The sequence below is a fragment of the Arsenicitalea aurantiaca genome, from assembly GCF_003994485.1.
Taxonomy (GTDB): Bacteria; Pseudomonadota; Alphaproteobacteria; order Rhizobiales; family Devosiaceae; genus Arsenicitalea; species Arsenicitalea aurantiaca.
The window spans coordinates 269033-286148 of record NZ_RZNJ01000002.1 but is presented as its reverse complement, the minus strand read 5'-3'; the positions used below and the strand labels follow the sequence as shown (position 1 = coordinate 286148).

At 64.6% G+C, this 17116-nt stretch carries 20 protein-coding genes; 1 reads left to right on the top strand and 19 read right to left on the bottom strand.

The features are described from left to right. Positions 1 to 11: 11 nt before the first annotated feature. The 19 genes from EMQ25_RS05750 to EMQ25_RS18005 all read right to left on the bottom strand — a co-directional run bounded on the left by EMQ25_RS05750 (position 12) and on the right by EMQ25_RS18005 (position 16052). Positions 12 to 2552, bottom strand: coding sequence for a hypothetical protein (locus EMQ25_RS05750; RefSeq protein ID WP_127187606.1), 2541 nt, complete (start codon positions 2550 to 2552; stop codon positions 12 to 14). Continuing rightward, entirely contained in the window at positions 2552 to 2929 is a 378-nt protein-coding gene (locus EMQ25_RS05745) for a DUF1353 domain-containing protein (protein WP_127187605.1), read from the bottom strand. Before EMQ25_RS05745 ends, EMQ25_RS05750 begins: the two co-directional genes overlap by 1 nt. Continuing rightward, the gene (locus EMQ25_RS05740; protein WP_127187604.1) at positions 2926 to 3750 is read right to left on the bottom strand and encodes a hypothetical protein; all 825 of its coding nucleotides are present in this window, start codon (positions 3748 to 3750) and stop codon (positions 2926 to 2928) included. Before EMQ25_RS05740 ends, EMQ25_RS05745 begins: the two co-directional genes overlap by 4 nt. Continuing rightward, entirely contained in the window at positions 3750 to 5858 is a 2109-nt protein-coding gene (locus EMQ25_RS05735) for a phage tail length tape measure family protein (protein ID WP_127187603.1), read from the bottom strand. Before EMQ25_RS05735 ends, EMQ25_RS05740 begins: the two co-directional genes overlap by 1 nt. 29 nt (positions 5859 to 5887) lie before the next feature. Continuing rightward, positions 5888 to 6073: a hypothetical protein gene (locus EMQ25_RS05730; protein WP_127187602.1), complete on the bottom strand. Its 186-nt coding sequence runs from the start codon at positions 6071 to 6073 to the stop codon at positions 5888 to 5890. Between the two features lie 83 nt (positions 6074 to 6156). Next, positions 6157 to 6519, bottom strand: a complete 363-nt coding sequence (locus EMQ25_RS05725) for a GTA-gp10 family protein (RefSeq protein WP_127187601.1) — start codon at positions 6517 to 6519, stop codon at positions 6157 to 6159. After that, complete coding sequence (locus EMQ25_RS05720; protein ID WP_127187600.1) at positions 6519 to 7217, bottom strand: phage tail tube protein; 699 nt, start codon at positions 7215 to 7217, stop codon at positions 6519 to 6521. Before EMQ25_RS05720 ends, EMQ25_RS05725 begins: the two co-directional genes overlap by 1 nt. Before the next feature lie 26 nt (positions 7218 to 7243). Beyond that, positions 7244 to 7639 carry a tail completion protein gp17 gene (gene gp17 / locus EMQ25_RS05715; RefSeq protein ID WP_127187599.1) on the bottom strand — a complete coding sequence of 132 codons (396 nt, stop codon included), beginning with the start codon at positions 7637 to 7639 and terminating at the stop codon, positions 7244 to 7246. After that, positions 7639 to 8175 (bottom strand): HK97-gp10 family putative phage morphogenesis protein, encoded by a 537-nt coding sequence (locus EMQ25_RS05710; protein WP_127187598.1) that lies wholly within the window; start codon positions 8173 to 8175, stop codon positions 7639 to 7641. The genes gp17 and EMQ25_RS05710 overlap by 1 nt, the downstream gene beginning before the upstream one ends. Continuing rightward, positions 8172 to 8507, bottom strand: coding sequence for a phage head closure protein (locus EMQ25_RS05705; RefSeq protein WP_127187597.1), 336 nt, complete (start codon positions 8505 to 8507; stop codon positions 8172 to 8174). Before EMQ25_RS05705 ends, EMQ25_RS05710 begins: the two co-directional genes overlap by 4 nt. Next, the gene (locus EMQ25_RS05700; protein ID WP_127187596.1) at positions 8504 to 9094 is read right to left on the bottom strand and encodes a head-tail connector protein; all 591 of its coding nucleotides are present in this window, start codon (positions 9092 to 9094) and stop codon (positions 8504 to 8506) included. Before EMQ25_RS05700 ends, EMQ25_RS05705 begins: the two co-directional genes overlap by 4 nt. A gap of 197 nt (positions 9095 to 9291) precedes the next feature. After that, complete coding sequence (locus EMQ25_RS05695; RefSeq protein ID WP_244606499.1) at positions 9292 to 9504, bottom strand: hypothetical protein; 213 nt, start codon at positions 9502 to 9504, stop codon at positions 9292 to 9294. A 65-nt stretch (positions 9505 to 9569) separates the two neighbouring features. Next, positions 9570 to 10796, bottom strand: a complete 1227-nt coding sequence (locus EMQ25_RS05690; protein ID WP_127187594.1) for a phage major capsid protein — start codon at positions 10794 to 10796, stop codon at positions 9570 to 9572. Between the two features lie 29 nt (positions 10797 to 10825). Then, positions 10826 to 11488 (bottom strand): HK97 family phage prohead protease, encoded by a 663-nt coding sequence (locus tag EMQ25_RS05685; protein WP_127187593.1) that lies wholly within the window; start codon positions 11486 to 11488, stop codon positions 10826 to 10828. Positions 11489 to 11494: 6 nt separating this feature from the next. Then, positions 11495 to 12766 (bottom strand): phage portal protein, encoded by a 1272-nt coding sequence (locus tag EMQ25_RS05680; protein WP_244606498.1) that lies wholly within the window; start codon positions 12764 to 12766, stop codon positions 11495 to 11497. Beyond that, positions 12763 to 14634, bottom strand: coding sequence for a terminase large subunit (locus EMQ25_RS05675; protein WP_204569902.1), 1872 nt, complete (start codon positions 14632 to 14634; stop codon positions 12763 to 12765). Before EMQ25_RS05675 ends, EMQ25_RS05680 begins: the two co-directional genes overlap by 4 nt. Next, positions 14549 to 14962, bottom strand: coding sequence for a hypothetical protein (locus EMQ25_RS05670; RefSeq protein ID WP_127187592.1), 414 nt, complete (start codon positions 14960 to 14962; stop codon positions 14549 to 14551). Before EMQ25_RS05670 ends, EMQ25_RS05675 begins: the two co-directional genes overlap by 86 nt. 110 nt (positions 14963 to 15072) lie before the next feature. Next, complete coding sequence (locus EMQ25_RS05665; protein ID WP_127187591.1) at positions 15073 to 15267, bottom strand: hypothetical protein; 195 nt, start codon at positions 15265 to 15267, stop codon at positions 15073 to 15075. Positions 15268 to 15269: 2 nt separating this feature from the next. Further along, entirely contained in the window at positions 15270 to 16052 is a 783-nt protein-coding gene (locus EMQ25_RS18005) for an HNH endonuclease (protein WP_158625971.1), read from the bottom strand. Between the two features lie 139 nt (positions 16053 to 16191). Between EMQ25_RS18005 and EMQ25_RS05655 the strand changes: the two genes are divergently transcribed. Continuing rightward, a complete protein-coding gene (locus EMQ25_RS05655) occupies positions 16192 to 16569 on the top strand; it encodes a DUF983 domain-containing protein (protein WP_127187590.1) in 378 nt (125 codons plus the stop codon). Positions 16570 to 17116: the final 547 nt, after the last annotated feature.

Genomic DNA, 17116 nt, shown 5'->3' with positions numbered 1-17116 from the left:
CCTCGTGAAGATCAGGCGTTCGTCGCGCCGAGAATCGTGCCGGTCCAGCCGGTCGTGGCGATCAGCGTCCAGCCGACAACTGCAGGCCCGGCCGCGCCGCCAGAGCCGGGGCGATAGCCATAACCATTGCTGCCCGCTTGACCCGGCCCGCCACCGTCGCCCGACCCCCAACCCTGACTTGACGGACTGCTGCGCCGGCCAGCGCCACCGGCAAGCAGAGTGCCGGGAGAGCCGATCGGCCCAGGGCCTGTGCCGGGTTCTCCGGGAAGCATGCCCGCACCGCCGCCACCGCTCGCGCCATGCACCTGTGGGCCGGTCCAGCCCACATAGTCGCCAGCGCCGCCGCCGCCGCCGCCGCCGCCGCCATTGATCCCACCGTTGCCGTCCAGATCGAATGGCACTGTTGTGCGAAGGCCCGTGCCGCCCGGGTTGCCGTTGAAGCCAGTATTGTTGTCCCCGCCGCGCCCATTCGCCCCGCGCCCACCCGGGCCGGCGATGAGACCGCGATTGGTGACCTTGATCCGAACCGTCCAGATCGTGATCGTGCCCGAGCCAGTCGAGGTGGCATTGGCGCTGATCGTGATCGAGCTGCCCGAATTGACCGAGACGATCTTGGCCCGGGCCGGGATGCCCGTGCCCGTCACGAACATGCCGGGCAGGAACCCCGTCGTGCTCGAAAGGCCGGTCAGCGTGGCGTTGCCATTGGTGCGGCTGGCAGTGCGGGTGACGCGGGGCCAGTCATCGCCGATGTCGAGAGACGGGTTCGCCGTCGAGGTCGATCCGATGACGACGCCCTCGTTGATGACGAGGAACACCTCGTCGCCGGCCTCCGGCGTCCGGTACTGCTGGATGTATTTGGCGTAGAAGTTGACGTTGTTCTCGTTGGCCGCCAGCACGACAGTGTTTTGCAGCGGCTCCGGAGCAAATCGCGGGTCCATCCGCAGCTCCTCGAGCTCGAGCTCGTATTCCGCACTGTCTGCCGCGCCCGGGTTAACCCGCACGATCTGGCAGGGCACGCTCTCGGGCGCGCCGGTTTCGTCCTGAAGCACATCGGCCAGCAGCCGGCACCCTTGCCCCAGCTCGGGCCGCAGCGAGGTCCATCTCGGAATCCGCAGCTTGAAACGGCGCGGCGCGCGGACATAGCGCGCCAGCCGGCGCAGCGCCACCACATCGGCCGCGGCGAGACCTCCGGACTGGATCCAGCGGGAATAGAGCACGTCGAGCCTTTTGCTGCCCTCAGCCTTCTCGTCGAACGTGGCCACGTGCAGCGCCGAGATCGGCAGGTTCTTGGGCTCCAGCCCTTCGATCGGGTTTCTCTGCCCGAAATAGACCTGGGCACGGCTTTTGCGCTTGTCGGGCTGCTCTGTGATCTGCAGCGAGTTGGCGATGACGTTGCTTTCGCCCGGCGCATTGCGCGCGTCGAGCACGGTGACGTTGGTGTCGAGCGCGCGAAGAACCTGAAGCCGCAGCCTGGCCGTCCGTTCGCTCCACCAGTGCGACAGCCCCACCTCGCGAATGATCTCTGTCGCCAGGTGCTCGACCGGCGTCGGCTCCGGCACGAGCGCGGTCAGCAGGGCCCCGCCATAGAACGCCTCGATCTCGCTCTCCCATTCGGCCAGCGGAATGACGTCCGGGCTGATCGCGGCATATTGCGTCTCGAGCCGCGCCAGGGCCTCGGCCGGCGTGTCGGAGATGAAGGCCGCGCAGAGCTGCACACGCGTGCCGGCCTCGTGCGCTTGGGCCGTCGTGCCCCAGAGCCCGCGGGTCAGCGTCAGCACATTGCCCGCGCGCGAGAACGCCGCGATTTCGCGGCCTCCGAGGTTCACCCAGCCCGAAGCGTCATAATAGGCATCGCCCACACCCGCCGGCGCCAGCGTTACGCTCGTCGTGTTGGCTGCAATATTGGCGACGAGGTTGCCGGGCGTAAGCTCTGGGCAGACCGCGCGATCGCCGAAAAGCTCCTGCAGCGCGTCGCGCGCCGTTATGGTGTAGAGCCCTTCGGGCGTCGGCCCGTCGAAGCGTTCGATGATGAAGTGCCGCGTGTCGAAGCCGGCAAAGGGCTGGCCGTCGAGCCCTTGCTTCCAGCGGATCGCGCGGCCGCGCATATAGGGCTGGCGCGCCCGCCACTTGCCCCAGAATGTCCCGCGCTTGAATGGGTCGTGCCCGCGCTCGGCGCGATACTTGTCGCCATTGGGGCCGGTGTCCCCCCAGTGATGATCGCTCAACGTTACCGTCAACGTCGCCCGCTGCCCCGGCCCCTCGCCCGGATGAATGGTCTGCGGCGTATAGGCAATGCTCTCGATCGTCGTGATGGCGTCGATCCCGCTCGCGGCGAACGCTTCGCTCGGTTTTGCGAAGCGCCATGTCGCGAGCGTCCCTGCCTCCCCGCCGGCCCCATCGCTGTCGAAATGGGCGGTATCCTGGCAGGTGCGAAGGCTGTTGTAGCACTTGATCTCGCCCGTCACCCCCAGGGCCGCCGTGCAGGCGCCGATACCATAGGTCAGCCCGCAACGCTCGATATCGATCTCGACGATGTCGAAGACATGGCCCATCAGAGTGCCCGCACGTGGAGGATCGAGTATGTGCGCACACCGGCCCAGCAGAGCACGGCCCTCGGCCGGCTGACGCCGAGATCGATGAGCGCGTCGAAATAGGCGCGGTCGCAGAGCGCCCGGCTCGCGTAGCCGGCAACGGGCTTGCCCCGGTCCAGCATGTCGCAGAGATAATCGTGGATGAGCGCGGCAGCCGTCGCGCGATCACCCCAGGGAGGCAGGAACCACCAAAGAGGCCGCGGGACACTCGCGCCGTCGCTCATGAAGCCGGCCGGCACGGTGATCCCGCGCCAGGCCAGCGGTTCGACGAGGATGGCGATACGGCCTGCCGAACCCCAGTCGCCGAAATCGAGAACGATACGGCCGACCGTCGTCATAGGACGACGCCCTCGAGCTCGATGGTCACATCAACGGAGCCCACGAGATCGCTTGTCTCGGGGATGATGTCGTTCAATGCCCAGACGAACGCCACCTCGCCGGGATACTCCTCGGGATTCCAGCTGAGAAAGAACGGCAGTCCGGCAGCGGCCGCCGCAAAACGCAGGAAGCCGCTCGACCGGATCCATCCGCCCGACAGCTTAATGAAACTGATCGAGCCGCGCCGTGTGCTGCCGGTGATCGTTCGTGCCAGGAAATCGCCCGCCTGGCTGCGCGCGGTCTGCACATCGCGCGTGATACCCCACGGAATGGGCGTGTGGGCCTGATTACCACGCTCCATCACGAGGAGCTTCCCGACGCTGAGAAGCGCCACCCGGGGCGTCGCCATCACCGGAACGATGTCGAGCCGCAAGGCGGCGTAGCTCTCGGGCGCGAACCGCATCATCAGCGTGCCGTCATCGGCAACGATGATTTCAGGGATGATCTCGGACCAATCTCCCGAAACCTCCGCATCGCCATCGGGGGCGAGCCCCCAGAGCGACAGCGTCATTCCGTCCGACCCCAGATTGTGCCGCTCGAGGCCGAGGCCATCCACCATCCGCGACGGGTCCAGCGTCATCGTGAGGGAGTGAGGCCCGCTCCCCGTTCCGCGCCATCCTTCGATCGTCGACGAAGTCCCCAGATTGCTGGCCGGATACCCTGCGGCCTCGGCACTGGCGGCATAGCCCTGCACCAGGTTTTCCCAGAGCAGCACGGGGAACGTGCCGCGCTCTTCCTCGGCAAGCGAAAGCGCATAGGCATTGGCGACGATGATCCCCATCAGCCGCCCGCCTGCCTGATCGATGCAATGAGCTCGTTCGCACCATTGGTGTTGACGAGTTCAGCAAGTTCCTTCGCGAGCCCCTCGATCTGGCCTGCCGAGAAGCTATTGCCATGCAGCGTGATGTTCGCCGACACCTGCCGCATAGCCTGCGCCGGCGCGCCACCCGACCCCCCGGAACCCGCCGGCGTGGCGATCGATGGGCGCCGACTGCCGCCTTTGGACGCGCTCAGAATGGTCGCGATCTGGGCGGCACCTGCCGCAGCGACGGAGGCTGCTCCCGCGAACCCCAGTACGCCGCCTTGCGCGAGGGCCTTGGTGACGCCCTCGGCCGTGTTGACGATCGCCTGCGCGACACCGAACGCCTTGGCCGCGGCGAGGTTCTCCTCCCCGAAACTCTCCATCAGTGACGAAAGCGATCCGAAGATGCTGGAGGTGTGCCCGACCAGTTGCCCACGAATGCGCGCCTCTTCGTCGATCTGCCGCTGCGCGATCGCGTTCATCCGCTCCGCGTGCTGGGCGTTCGCCGCCTCGATCATGGCATCATGTTCGGCCTTGAGGATCATGCCATTGCTGTAGAACTGGGCGATTTGCGCCAGCCGCTTTTGATGGCTTGCGAGCTCCGCCGCCTCTTCCGTCATCAGCGACAACCGCATCGCCTCGAGCGCAGAGTTGAGCTCGCTGCTGATGCGCCCGCCCGCGCCGCCTGCGGCCGCTCCGATATCCTCGAAACCCTTGACGATCGCCCCGGGCCCCTCCTCCCCGAAGGTTCGGGTGAAAAGGTCCCCGAGATAGTCCGGCCCGAATGCATCCCCGAACGAACCCGTAGCGCCGCTCAGGGCGGCCTTCTCCTCGTCAGAAAGGGATTGCTGGAGCCATCCAGTCGGCAGTCCGGGAATCAGCACCTGATCGCCCCAGGTAAGGGCGGGCTTGCTGAGTTCCTCCATGAGGCTGTTGACGGCCTGCTTGCCGATCGCCCGGAAAGCCGTGGGCAGGTTCGACCAGGTCGATACCGCGAAATTGTAGCTGCCGACGAACACAGCAATGATGTTGTTGCCGACATCCTTGATGATGCCCGCGACGTCCACGCCGATCGCCTGCTTGATCTCGTCGCGGAACATGAAGGCCGCAGTCACGCCGGCGGCGAGCGCCGTGACGATGAAACCGATCGGGTTGGCCGCGATTGCCACGCCGATCGCGCGTATGCCTGCAACGACGGTGGTTATGAAGAGCCCCGCTGCCGTCGTCATCACACCCCAGACGGCAGGTCCCATCGCCACCGACAGCGCCGTGCCAGCCACAGCGACAACCTTGCCGATCACGCCCAGATTGGCTGTCACGAGGTCGATCGCAGCCGCCGCTCCGATCAGCGCCATCTCGAGCCCGCTGCCCAGGCTGAGCCCGTTCGCAATCGCTTCGAAGAAATCCTCGACCGACTTCCAGGCATTGGCAGAGGCCTTGGTCAGTCCGCCGAACCCGGCTTCCGCCACACCCTTTACCTGCTCTTCGAGCGCTTCGAAGATTACGCCCTGCGCGCCCACAAGGTCGTTCGCGCGCATGAAGCCGGCGATCATTTCCTTTTGCTGGTCGGTGAAGGTGATGCCGCGCTTGGTCAGCATCGCCAGCCCCTTTTCGGGCTCGGCAAGCGCGCGCCCGAGCCCCTCGACGTTCTGCCTCAGATCCCCGCCCCAGGCCGCCGCCATATCGTCGGCCAGCTCGATCGCCCGGAAGAACTGCTCGCGACCGAACCCGAACGTGGTCAGATTGGTGGCCACCGCCATGATCTCTTCGGCAGCCCGACCGGTCGAGCGTTCGATCCGGTCGGCGAATTCCTCGACCTCCTTGGCACTCGTGCGAGCGGTATTGCCGGTGTTTTCGATCGCCTTGTCGAGCTGGGCACTCAGCTTGAGCATTTCCTCGATTCGGCCCACGGCTGCGCCGAGTCCCGACATGAAGCCGGCGAATACGGCACTGCCGCCGAGCACGGCGAAAGCCTTGCCGATCCCGCCGAGCTGCGACTGGACGCGCTTCACGCCATCGTCGAACTGGGCCGTATCGAGGCCGAGCGTGGCGCGCAGAGCGCCGATCACCGCGTTTCCAGCAGACATGGATGGATCACCGATTGGGGATGGGGCACTTACCAGGCAGCGAGGATCGCCGCCTGGGCCTCCCAGCTCTGCCGCTGCGGACGGTGCCGCTTCTGGCCGATCAGGAGCTTTTTGAGTTCGGGGAATTTCTTGCCGCGGGGCAGCGCCGCGATGTGCCAGGCAAGGCTCATGCGATCGTCATGCTCGCGCTCGATGCGCAGATTCGACGCCGTCAACAGGATCGACACCTCTCGCGGCGTCAGCCGCCAGAAGGCGCCGGGATCGGCCGGGTAGACCGATGCGTAGGAAGTCAGGAGCTCTACCCAGTCCCAGCCCGCTTCCTCGCCCGAGAAGGGCGGTCGGGTTCCTTCTTGGCGGTCGGGAAGGCGAGCTGCATCGCCTGCCCTAGGGCGGCGACGACGGCCGGCACGCCGGCTTCGGTGAGCACATCCCCCGCCATCTCCATTGACGTCTCGGGGTGCCGGTCGCGCAGCGCCGCCCAGAGCATGGTGCGCCAGTCTCCGAGCCGCATATTGGCGGTGTCCGAGAACTTGCCGGCGATCTGGTTGATGCCGATCCCCAACGCGTCCTCGAGCTCGACGATGGCGTTGACCGAGAGCCGCAGCGTATAGACCTGGTCGCCGGCTTCGAGCTCGACCTCGCCCTTGATTGGGTTGGCCATCAGTCCGCCGCCTCTACGTCGATCGTGTCTTCGCTTTCGGCCGTCGCCGCGCCGCCGGTGTTCGTGCAGGTCACCTTGACCGTCAGCGCCTTGCCGGCATCGCCCGCCACCGGCACATAGGTCGAAGCGGTTGCGCCTGGGATGTCCGCCCCATCCGCCGTCCACTGATAGGTGAAGGTGCCGAAAGGTGCCCAGACGCCGGGCCAGGCGGTAAGCGTCTGGTTGACCTTGACCTCGCCCGAGATGGCCGGCGCTACACCATTGACCGGCGCAATCGCCACGTCGGTCGTGGTGGCGCCAGCTCGCTTGAAGGTCGCGGTGAACGTCATGCGATCGTCAATCGGGATGGCCTGGTTGTAGCCGCGCCGCACGATCGGGAAGGTCTTGCGCACGCCGTTCGGCAGTGTGATCCGGCCCACGTTGCGCTTGCCGCGAGCAGCGATCAGGGCGATATCGGTCGGACTGCCCGGGATGTAGTTGCCTTCGATAACGCACTCGCCCGGCGTAGTGAGACCCGGGATGTATTCACGCGTCCGGTTCGGCGACTGCATGTGCGTCGCCTCGACCTCCTCGTCGTCGTCCTCGCCCGGATCGATGCTGATCACCTCGCCGAGCGCGACGAATACAGTGGGGGTTGCCTCTTCGGCCATCTCGAATACCGAGCCATAGCCAATCGAAGCCTGGGTGGTTTCAGGCATTGTCGTTTCTCCAGTGATGCAGTGGATCAGGCCGCAGCGGCCCAAACAGTGAAATCGATGCTGACCCGGTGCCAGAGCTCGTCGGCACTGGATTTGGCGCTGTCATGCCGCTCGGCCTCGACGAAGATGCCGTCAAAACGGATGGCCTGATGGATGCCCCGATAGCCCGAGAGCAACGCCTTAACCGTCCGCGAGATGGCGACGGCGTTCAGATAATCGAGCGACCGGATGTCTGCCTGCACCCGATGGCGCACCAGCCCGTCCGGCCCCTGCATGTGATAGTCGGGCACGCTCGAAATCAGGTAGAGCACGATGCCCGGCGCGGGCGAGCCCTGCGGGATCGTGTTCCATGTGATGGCGTTGCCGACGAGATCCGTCAGGTCGGCATCGGACAGCAGCAGGTTGATGAACGCTTCCTGCATCAACCGCCCCTCGCTGCCCGTCGTGCTGCACGTCTCGCCGCGCGCGCCGCGGCCTTGGCGATCTCGCCGCCCAGATCCCGTTTCACGATCTCGAGGACCTCGACCTTGTGCTGGTCCCACGCCGGCCGCAGGAAAGGCTGAGGAGCATGGTGCACCGTGCCGAATTCCTGAAGGTGCGCGTAGAAGATGCGTGCCTCCGGGCCGACATGGACCTCAGCGAAACTGGTGCTGCCGCTGCGCTGCGCGTCCCGCATGGCCTGGACGGCATCAGCTTTGCTGGCCCCGCCCCGCATGGCAGCGGCGAACGCTGACTTGCCGACCGAATTCTTGAGCTTTGCCGAGACCACGATGCTGCGCTTCAGATCGCCGTCGGTCGTCGTGGGATCGTCCGGCGCCAGTCGACGCGCCGTCTCGGCCATGGGCTGGCCGGCCTTGATCAGGATGCGCCGCAGGACATTGCGCGCCGTGGCCTTGGGGAGTTCACCGAGAGCCTGGTCGAATTCCTGCAGGCCCTCGACCTTGACTGTGGTTCTCATTTGTCGGCTCGCTTTGCCGTGGTGATCTCCAGCCCCTCGCGAGTGCCCAGTTCCTTGACGCCCCAGATGTCGAAAACGGCCGAGCCCATCACGAGCCTGTCCTTGGGGTTGAGCCCGTCGAGCGCGGGGGACCAGTCGCAGCGAAAGCGCGTCGTGATCTCGGCCGCCACTTCGCCGGCCGCCATGCGCTCGCGGTCCGACACGTCGACCTTTTCGGCCCAGACAGTCGCGATCTCGTGCCAGGCATAGATCGCCGCGTTCATGGCATCCCGACCGGTCTCGACGGCACGCTCGAGCCTGATGCGCCGATCGCGCCGGCCGCCATCGATCATCGCCACACCCGATAGGGAGAGAGCAGCGCCTCGACCGCGAACGGCATCTCGTTGACGATGTTGCCGATGTTCACGGCGGCGCGTGTCTGCCACCACTGCCCGACCAGCAGCAGGATTGCATGCCGGATCGGCGCCGGTACGGTGCTTGTCACCTGCTCGGGCGTTTCACCCTCTGCCGGGATGATCCGGTTGGGATAGCCGCAGCGGTAGCGTACCCGCACCGCCTCAGGTCCGCGCCCTAGCGTCGGCCAAATCTCGGCCCAGATGGAGCCGTTCTGCAGCAGTCGATAGTCAGTATCCAGCATCACCTGCTCGACCCCGTCGGGATCGGTGTAGACGATGCGCTGGACCGACAGGATCGGCGGATAGGGCAGCCGGTCATTGCCGAAGGCGCAGTCGACCAGCTCGAGCGTCTGGGCGCCAAGGCACCGACCGAGCCACCCGGCCGGCCCGTCGAGCCATGCAGTGGCTGCGGCGATATATCCCTCGACCGTCTCCCGCTCGAAATCGCCCTCCATGCGGAGATGGGCCTTGGCCTCCTCCCACGTCACGATGGGTTCGGGCGGCTCGACGACGCGGACATGCATGGAGGATCACCTGCGAAAAGCTGACATTATCCTGACGAGGATGACAGGATATTATTATGATATATCAGTTGCTTAGAGAGCTTTCGGCGATAGAATGAAAGCCGGCTGGCAGAGCCTGGTTCTGTGGCCGGGACCGTCCTTAGCCGAAGATTTGCCTCTCCTGTTACGGACGGTCCACCATCTATTCCCGTGGCCGCCTATCCTCGTCCTGGACCAGCTTTATTGGCAGGTGCGGGTTCGGCCTTGTTCTTAGGCGCCGGTTCGGCCTTGCCGCGCGGCTTCTTCTCACCGGCCTCTCGCAGGACACCGGCCTTCACCAGATGTGCGACGTCCGCAGCGACAGCTTCGCGCTCGTCGCCTTGCTCGTACTGCTTGTCGCCGATGTGTCGGCGCAGAACTTCGTACTTCATGATCGTTCTCCTTCTCGGCTCATGAGAAGGGCGGCAGATGTCCGCCCTTCATGATCAGCCGAGCGTCAGTCCTGTGGCGCTTCGACCGCCGGAGCGACATCGCCATAGATGAAGGCCTCCGGCCGATAGACGGCGAGCGCGAGCCGCTCCTCGGCGAGGATCGTCACCTTGTTGCGCACGAAGTCATCATTCTGGAAGCCGACTTCGATGCGGCTCGCCCACTGGTCGAAGATCTGGGCCCCAAGGCGGAATGCACCGGTCAGGAACTTGCCTACCGCCATCGCCTGGGTCGAGACCACCGGCAGGCCCCAGAGCGTCGGCTGGGTCGTGCCCTGCGGATTGGCGATGATGTAGCGCCCTTCCCCATCCTTGGTCAGTTCGATGTTGCTCCAGTCGATCGGGTTGAGCACGTGCCCGGTGGCGGGATATTCCGCCAGCGCCGCCTGCAGCATGGCAAGCCGGAGCACGTCGAGCGAAGTGAACGGCGTCGGGGTCACTGCGCCTGTAGGAACGGCAAAGCTCGTCGCCTGGGGGATGATGCCGTGCAGGTTCTCACCAGTGCCGTCACCGTTGAGGAGCTGGCCTTCCTCGACCATGGCAAGGCCATAGAGGAGACGCCCGTCAATCATGGAGCGGATCTGAGCGAAGTCGGAAAGGATCTGCTTGGACGCGCGGAACCAGTGCGCAATGACCTTGGTGCTGACGTCTTTGTCGGTCAGCTTCAGGTCCGACTGAGGCTTGAGACCGCCCTCGGCGACCGGAGCGGCGTTATTGGTGAAGCCCGTCTCCTGGATGTACTGGATCAGCGGGCTGTCGGTGTTGCCAGGCGTCAGCAGGTCCCGAACCGTGAGACGACGCCGCGGCATTTCAAGGACACCAGGCAGGCGGTTCGGAGCAATGCCGGCGCCGGCCGACCCGGCCGCATTGGTCGTGGCCGTAGTGATGTCCGCCTTGATCGGCATGCTGGCAGATGCGCCTGAGCGGGGGGAGTCCTTGAGGGCCTTCAGCTCGTCAAGCTCGATGAACTGCTCGCCATAGGACTTGTGGCCTTCCTGGCCGCCATGATCGGCACGTGCCAGCTTCTGCGACAGTTCGGCCACCTGCTCGGTCAGGCCGTTCATCTTGATGAGGGCGTCGTCGGCCTTCTCCTTGAGAGAAGAGGTCAGCTCTTCGCCAGCCTTGGCCTTGCCGAGTGCCTCCTCGGCGATGGCCTTCACGGCGTCTACGGCCTGCTTGTGCTCGGCCTTGATCTCTGCGGCGAGTTCGGTCGCCGACTTGTTGTCGGTGCTCATGAGGTTCTCCTTGAGCGATGGGTGGGAAATCAGCCGCGCAGTGCCTTCAGCAGCGCAGCCGCATCATTCGCCTGATCGCCCTCGGGCTCGCCCCGAATGGCCTTCGCATAGCCGACAGAGGCGATCTGTACGGCCATGGCTTTGGGAACACCTGCCTCACGCAGGATGTCCTCGAATTCCTTGACTGGCATGGGGTCGCCATCCCGCAGGCGGCGTGCGAAGTCCTGCATGCGCTCGTCCTTGACGGCTTCGATCCGCGCGCGTCGGTTCGCCGGGAACGACACCGGTGAGATCTCTCGCAGGTCCAGTTTCTTGAGAAGGCGCACATTGCCTTCCGGCTCAGTCTCGATCTCGCGGTACCCGATCGAGAGGCCGCCAATAGCCTTCTGGCGCATCAGTGCCTGGACCTCGCGGGCCTTCTGGATCTCAAGAATGAGGCGGCCTTTCCCCCACAGCCCCTTGGCGTCCTCGGCAAGGTCTTCCCAGACGCCGATCGGCTCGCCGGGATTGTGCTGCCAGAGCATGAGGACGGCAGTCCCCTCCCGCTTGTGTCGAGCGAGGCTCTCAACGAACGCGCCAGGCATGACCTTCTCGCCATAGCTGTCGACGTTGCCGAAGACGCTTCCATAGCCCTCAAAGGTGCCGTCTTCCGACAGGTCCTTGACCTGCAGGGTGAAGTCCTTGGTTTTCATCTGGTGCTAGTCCTGTTCTTCGGCGAGGAGGCGCCGCACCGTGTCCCGGATGTTGTCCTCGTCGGCCTCTTTGCCGGCGTCGGTGATCGGCACTTGCTGCATTTGCATTCGTGGAACGTCCCCGCCTTCGACCATGGGCCAGTTCTCGAGCGCGCGGACCTCATTGATGGTCATGGCGCCGATCATGGTCATCACCTGGTAGAAGCGGGCTCGGCCGGCACTGTCGGCGCGCAGCAGGCCTTCGATGTTGAACTCTATGGTGATGCCTGCCCCCCGATCCGCAGGGGTCAGCATCTGCTTCTCGCATGCCTGCTCGATGCGCTTCAGCCGGCGGCGTAGAGTGAACTTCTGCAAGATCAGGCCCTGCTGCTCGACGCTTGAGGGCCAGCTTGACGATTTGGAGGTGTGCCCGATCATCACGGGCGGCACCTGGAAGTAGCGGCAGACCTCCTCGACAGACAGGCTCATGATCTCGAGCAGCTGGGCGTCCACCGGGTTGATGGAAATCGCCTCGACCTTCGCCCCGCCCTGAGCAACGAAAGGACGGCCGGCATTCATCGCGCCGGTGTACTTGTCGACCAGCGCCCCCTCGGCGAGCTTCTCCTGCTCCTCCGATAGGAACTTGTCGAACACAAGCTGGACCGAGGGGCGCATCCCGTTGGCGAAAGTTGCGCCGGCAGCTCGCTGCGCCGCCCGCGCGAGCCCGAAGGCATGAATGCCGAAACTCAGCGTCGACATGCCCCCGAGCGGGTCGCCTCCAAAGCCGCGAATGTGCAGCATGGTGCGGTCAGTCTCGACATAGTACCGGCCGTCCTGCGACCAGCGGTATTCGATGTCGCCGTTCGTGAGCCGCCTGACAGCCACCAGCCGGGGGTTGACCGGGTGAAGAGACGTCACCACTCCGGCGGTCCGCTGGATCCGGGCATAGGCGTTTCCCCAGAGTTCGAGCGACGCCGACAGGAACTCCCAGAAGTCGAGAGCGGTCTGGTCATAGTTCGGGCTGTCGTGCAGCACCCGATAGAGCGGATGGTCACGCGCGACGACACGCTCGCCGTCGGCCCTCGTGCGGTAGACCATCAGCGGCAGGCTGGCGATCGTACCGGACAGGAGATTGACGCAGGCCCACACTGCGGACAGCCCCAGAACCGTCTGGTCGGTCACCGTCTCTCCGGAATCGGCCCGAGCACGACTGGCCTCGAGGCTGTCGAGATCGCGCACGGCCAGATTGCGGACCACTGCTTGAGCCGCTTTGACGGTCAGTCGCCGGATAAAGTTCACGCTGCGCCCCGAAGCCGCTTGAAGAACTCGTCCATGCCATCATCTTCCGCGACTGCGTTGGCGACGGCCGGCGCGATCGCATTGATCAGCGCATCGATGCCGTCGATCTTGTTTGGGCTCATCTGCGATTCCTTGATGGGCAGGATGGTTTCGTCGCGGCGCCGGCTGACCACAACGTTCGAAGCCATCCACGTCATGACCGGATTGCCATCGTGTCGAAGCCGAGCCGGGCCACCCTTCACCCGGGTTTCGAGCTCCTTGGCGGGGTCGGTCACGTTGCTGGCCTTCTTGTGCAGGATCGTCGCCAGCGGCTCGTCACCACTGCCGTGCTTCTCGTTGAGCCGGCTCGCCATGGCCTGCGCCGCGGCGAACTGGTCGAAGGTGATGTGCCGGATGGTGAAGCGCCCGATCCATTCCTCGATCTGCTCCTCGATCGCGTTGTGATCCACCCAGTCGCCCGGCGTCAGCTGCAGGTGCCCCTGCTTTTCCCAGGTGCGATAGGGTGCCGGCCCCTTCCCTTCGGCATGGGTCGGATCCTGCAGCACCGCTTCGGGCAGCCAGAACATCGGCTTCCAGATCAGCCGGTCCTGCGCGTCGAACGCAGCCAGCACGAGTGCCGTGATATCGTCCTTGTCCGCCAGGTCGCCGCCGATCCAGCAGTCCAGCCCCTCGAAAGCGTCCCAGTCCAGCGTCGGGTCGGCGCACTGGTTCCAGCGCGTGATGTTGAGCCAGGCCGAGTTCGCATTGAGCCAGCGGTTCAAATTCTTGGTGAGGAAGTTCCCCTCACTGGACGGCGAAGCCTTGGCGTCCTTGGCCTCGTCACGCATGAACTTGAGCGTCGGCGTGACGCCTAGCATCGGGTTGGCCTTGCGCCAGACCCGCTCATCGTACGGGTCGTCGGCCGGCACGATCTCCTTGCCATTCTCATCGAGCACGGCGTCGTCGAGCGTGAAGATAATGCCGAAGAAATGGTCGGCCTCGAATACCTCGTCGAGCACCTTGGTCAGATAGGTCCGCTGCTCATAGCAGACCCCGTTGGTGTTGAAGCCCGCCGTCGTGATGATCCACATCAGCGGGTTCGATCGGGAGCCAAAGGCCGACTTGATCACGTCGAACAGCGCACGGTCACGGTGGGCGTGCAACTCGTCCAGCACCCCCAGATGGGGGTTGTGCCCGTCCTGCGTCGACCCCTTCGCGTTAATGGGCTGCACGTATCCGCCGCTCGTCTCACAGGTGATCGACCGCACCCATGGCGCCAACCCGAACGCTTCGCGAAGGTCGGCGCTGGCGCGCACCATCTTCTGCATGGGCTTGAAGACCTTGCCAGCCTGCTCGCCCGTCGTTGCCCCGATGATGACCTGGGGCCCGACCTCACCCTCGCAGGTCAGGCAATAGAGCCCAACCCCGGCCGTGAGCGTAGACTTTGCACCCTTTCGTGCCATCTCGATGTAGGCGTAGCTGAACCGCCGGCCTCCATCCTCCCGGCGTCGCCATCCGAACACGACCACCAGAATAAAAATCTGGGGCGGCTCGAGGAACAACGTCTCGGTCTTCCACACGCCCTCGACGTGCGGCAGCTTCTCGATGAAGTCGCACGGATCATCGCCGTGCCAGCGGTCGAAATAATACCCCCAAGCCTGATCCCTGGCGGCACGCTTCAGGTCATTGAGGTGCCGCCTGCAGGCCAGCTTGACCCACTTGCACGCCACCTCCTTGCCGGCGACGACATCGCGGGCCCAGCGCTCGGCAATGCCGACATAATCCCGCGCATGTTCGCCCGCCTTAGCTGCGGCTGCCATTCCGCGCGAACGGGTTGCCCGTACCGCCCTTTTCCAGCCCCTTGATCTGGAGCCGGGTCTTGGCGCCACCGATACCAAAGAGCTCCTGGAGCTTGCGCACCTCGGCCATCGCGGTGATTGGCGGGGCCTCGCCAGCGCGGAAGCACTTGATGATCATGCCCTGCAGGTTGCAGTAGTTCCCGAAGGCGGTGCTGTCCTTCTCCGTCACCAGCCGATTGGCCTGCACCCGCCCCAGATCGTCGAGCCAGACCTCTTCGCCCTCAGCCGTCAGCCATTGCGGACGCATCGGCATCGCGTTGGGCTCGATGACCTCGACGACATGGCCATCGCGGCTCTTCTGGAATGTGCCCTTCGCCTTCTTCTCAGAGGGCGGCAGGCGCTTGGGACCGCGCTGCATAGGAAATCAACTCACTTCGGGTTACAATTTGCACGCGCAGTTTTTTGACTGGGGGCGCCGGTCAGGAAAGCAATCGCTCTCGACTTTTTCCCGCCCCCCGGGCCTGTGACCTACCGGCGGTCACGCAGTTCGCTCGCAGGATCCATCTCGTCGGACATCATCACCACTTCCAGTGCGCCACCGGCCACGCGGTCGGCAGCAGCGATGAACCACGAGGCGATGAGAAGGCGCAGCCCATAGAGGCGCGGCATCTTCATTGTCAGCCGAATTGTCGGGGGCGTAATGGTGATCTCGTCAGATGCCATTGTCATTCTCCCCTGATGATCTCGTCGCCGGGCCTGCGCTCGTATTCGCTCCACCACTTGCCGATCGCCTCGCGGGTCGGCTCCTGTGGTCGGGCGCGATCGTCTCGGACCCGGCGCATGCAGATGTCGGGCAATGTCTCAAGCACGACGATCCGCTCGGGCTGCACCTTGTCCCACCACCATTGCCTGTTCTCGGCCTTGGGCTCGCTGACGATCAGCCAGGCGCGGGGCCAGTGATCGGTCGACCGGCCGATGTCGCCCAGCATCTCGTTGCGGGCGCGGATGGCAGGACCGAGCCACTTGCTCTTGTCCCAGCCGTGAAGCGTCTGTCCCGACAATCCAGAGCCGATGACGTCGAGGTCGATGATCAGATCCTCAACTTTGGAGTTTGATCTGACCCAGGTGCTCTTGCCGCTGGCTGGCGCGCCGCAGACGATCACCAGCGGGATGGTCGAGGGCTTCAGCCACTCCGGTCTGAACTGATGCTTGCTAAACGCCTGATCCCGCGCCGTGCGCGCCAGGTGGCATGGCCGGCATAGCGGGCGCAGGTTCTCTCGGTCATTGTTGTGGGCGTTGCCGTCGATGTGGTCGACTTCCTCGGCCGCGGTGATCCTGCCCTGCTCTCGGCATATCCGGCATAGCGGCTCGTCTGCCAGCACCAGCAGGCGTAGTTTCTGCCAGGCCCAGCCATACCCTCTCTCGGTGGTAGTGAGCTTGCGGCCAGAGCGCCTGATGGGGGTCGATGCCGTCGACAACCTGCGCTGGGCTTGTGGGCGGCTGGGCATCAGGCAGGCGATGCCACGGCCCCACCGTCACCCTCGAACAGGCGGCGCTTCACCTCCTCCAGCCATTCTCGGAACTTGCGGACAACGCTGAGGTTGATCAAAATGACCATGACGACTTCTAACCCGATGGAGGCACGATGTGACGCTCGAGCAATATCCGATACCGAGCACCGGGCGTGCTATCTGGAACGGGTTTAAGTGCAGATGCCCGCGCTGCGGGGCTGGCAAACTCTATCCTAAGTTCATCGAACAGGTGGCGGTGTGCAAGGTCTGCGGAGAACCCCTTGCCCGATACAACGTGGGGCTCTTTCTGCCCTTTATAATGATCATGATCGTGGCGCACGTCCTGATCTTCGTCATGCTCGAGATGGAGCTCAGCGGCCGATCGAGTCCAGCAGCCTACCTGATGGTGATGGTGCCGCTCTCTGTGCTCGTGCCGCTCCTCCTGCTGCGACCGGTGAAGGGCGCCATCATTGGCTTCCTCTGGTCGCGCAATCTCAGTGATGAGCTCGATTGAAGGTCCGAGCGCCAAGAGGAGCAGTCTCCCCCTCACTGCATTTTTTGCCACAACTGTGTGGCTCGAGTGGTTCCGGGATTTTCCCGTATCCTCGTACATCTCTCCATATGGGAATGCCCCGAGAGCACGGGCTGCACGGGGTTTGCGTGTATACGCGGGGGTGTGGGGTGATGACGAAAACCCGACTTACACCGAATTTCGGCTAACAGATCAAACGCTTAAGGTGATGACGTGGCCTATTACATGAGCAACCGAAGCTGCGATCAGCGCTGAGATGCTATCGAAGCGGGCCGGGACGCTAAACCGGCAATTGGCAGCCTCGGGTCGTCGTGGCTGGAGATCCCCGAGGGTTAAGGCCTGCGGCCTCTTGGCGGTCACGTATCATCCCAATACGGACAGGAGTAAGGCCCGCCTTGGGAAGCCAAGATATTCTGCGAGGGCTGCTGCGTGTACTGCTTCCACGCCGCCGCTTCGATCTGTTTATGCCCTATGGGGGCAGATGGGGGGGTTGAGGCTCAACCTTGGAACCTCGGCATGCAATCATGGA

Coding starts and splice junctions, on each gene's coding strand:
- EMQ25_RS05700 (WP_127187596.1), bottom strand. CDS start 9,094: ATGCATGTCCGCGTCGTCGAGCCGCCCGAACCCATCGTGACGTGGGAG.
- EMQ25_RS05750 (WP_127187606.1), bottom strand. CDS start 2,552: ATGGGCCATGTCTTCGACATCGTCGAGATCGATATCGAGCGTTGCGGG.
- EMQ25_RS18005 (WP_158625971.1), bottom strand. CDS start 16,052: ATGCCCAGCCGCCCACAAGCCCAGCGCAGGTTGTCGACGGCATCGACC.
- EMQ25_RS05665 (WP_127187591.1), bottom strand. CDS start 15,267: ATGGCATCTGACGAGATCACCATTACGCCCCCGACAATTCGGCTGACA.
- EMQ25_RS05670 (WP_127187592.1), bottom strand. CDS start 14,962: ATGCAGCGCGGTCCCAAGCGCCTGCCGCCCTCTGAGAAGAAGGCGAAG.
- EMQ25_RS05705 (WP_127187597.1), bottom strand. CDS start 8,507: ATGATCGATGGCGGCCGGCGCGATCGGCGCATCAGGCTCGAGCGTGCC.
- EMQ25_RS05685 (WP_127187593.1), bottom strand. CDS start 11,488: ATGAAAACCAAGGACTTCACCCTGCAGGTCAAGGACCTGTCGGAAGAC.
- gp17 (WP_127187599.1), bottom strand. CDS start 7,639: ATGCAGGAAGCGTTCATCAACCTGCTGCTGTCCGATGCCGACCTGACG.
- EMQ25_RS05720 (WP_127187600.1), bottom strand. CDS start 7,217: ATGCCTGAAACCACCCAGGCTTCGATTGGCTATGGCTCGGTATTCGAG.
- EMQ25_RS05735 (WP_127187603.1), bottom strand. CDS start 5,858: ATGTCTGCTGGAAACGCGGTGATCGGCGCTCTGCGCGCCACGCTCGGC.
- EMQ25_RS05695 (WP_244606499.1), bottom strand. CDS start 9,504: ATGAAGTACGAAGTTCTGCGCCGACACATCGGCGACAAGCAGTACGAG.
- EMQ25_RS05725 (WP_127187601.1), bottom strand. CDS start 6,519: ATGGCCAACCCAATCAAGGGCGAGGTCGAGCTCGAAGCCGGCGACCAG.
- EMQ25_RS05740 (WP_127187604.1), bottom strand. CDS start 3,750: ATGGGGATCATCGTCGCCAATGCCTATGCGCTTTCGCTTGCCGAGGAA.
- EMQ25_RS05710 (WP_127187598.1), bottom strand. CDS start 8,175: ATGAGAACCACAGTCAAGGTCGAGGGCCTGCAGGAATTCGACCAGGCT.
- EMQ25_RS05690 (WP_127187594.1), bottom strand. CDS start 10,796: ATGAGCACCGACAACAAGTCGGCGACCGAACTCGCCGCAGAGATCAAG.
- EMQ25_RS05745 (WP_127187605.1), bottom strand. CDS start 2,929: ATGACGACGGTCGGCCGTATCGTTCTCGATTTCGGCGACTGGGGTTCG.